This window comes from Microbacterium sp. SZ1 (assembly GCF_002362255.1).
In the GTDB taxonomy this organism is placed as follows: domain Bacteria; phylum Actinomycetota; class Actinomycetes; order Actinomycetales; family Microbacteriaceae; genus Microbacterium.
On the sequence record NZ_LPVV01000036.1, the window covers coordinates 1 to 1136 of the forward strand.

Annotated in this window: 1 protein-coding gene; it reads right to left on the reverse strand. The window is 68.7% G+C overall.

All coding sequences use genetic code 11. The features are described 5' to 3' along the window. Positions 1-1136 (reverse strand): acyl-CoA dehydrogenase family protein (locus AUC47_RS11680; RefSeq protein WP_306453248.1); only part of this gene is annotated, 1136 nt, incomplete at both ends.

A 1136-nucleotide genomic window follows, 5' to 3' on the forward strand; every position in this document is an offset into this window, starting at 1 on the left:
TGCTTCTCGATGAGCTGCAGCCCGAACAGGTCGCGCAGCCAGGTCAGCACCTTCTTGGTGTCGGCGTCCTCCACCCGGTGCACGGCGTCGGTGAAGGCCTCCCATTGCAGCAGCTCGCCATGCGCGCGGGCCGCCTCGATGAGTTCGGCCTGGTTCTCGTTGAACAGCTTCGATCCGAGCGCCTTGTCCTTGGCACCGGGGCGCAGCCGCGCGGCGATGTCGGCGACCATCTGCTGCACGCGCTCGGCGAGCAGCAGATGCTGCTGCTCCTCGCGCAGTCCGTTCTCGACCGACCGCGCGACCTGCCCGAAGTCCGCCACCGACTGGCCGAACTGCCGCAGTCCGGCGCCGTGGAACAGCTTGCCCGCGGTCTGGCCGACGGCGAACTTGGCGAGGGCCGCGGCATCCTTCCCGGTGAACTGCTTCGCGTAGTCGGTGAGCAGGCGCTTGCCGACGAGCTGCAGCAGCACGTTGTTGTCGCCCTCGAACGTGACGTAGATGTCGAGGTCGGCGCGGAGTCCGACGAGACGGTTCTCGAACATGAAGCCGGCGCCGCCGCACGCCTCGCGAGCCTCCTGCAGGGTGTCGAGCGCGTGCCAGGTCGACAGCGGCTTGAGCGCAGCAGCCAGGGTCTCGAGGTCTTCACGGTCGGCCGGAGTGTCGGTGCGGCCGGAGAAGACGCCGTCGAACTTCTGCAGGAACTCGTCGTGCGCGAAGATCTGCGCATACGTCGTCGCGAGACGGGGCAGCAGGCGACGCTGGTGCTTGCCGTAGTCGAGAAGCACGACCTCCTGTCCGTCGATGCCGTCGAACTGGCGCCGCTGCGTGGCGTACGTGATCGCGATCTTCAGGCCGAGGGCCGACGCCCACGACGCCGCTCCGTCGAGTGAGACACGACCCTGCACCAGGGTGCCGAGCATCGTGAAGAAGCGGCGTCCGGGGCTGTCGATCGCGCTCGAGTAGGTGCCGTCGGGCGCGACGTCGCCGTAGCGGTTCAGCAGGTTCGTGCGAGGGATGCGCACGTGGTCGAACGACAGCCGGCCGTTGTCGATGCCGTTGAGCCCGCCCTTGAGACCGTCGTCCTCGCGGCCGATGCCCGGCAGGTCGACGCCGTCCTCGCCGCGCAGGGGCACGTA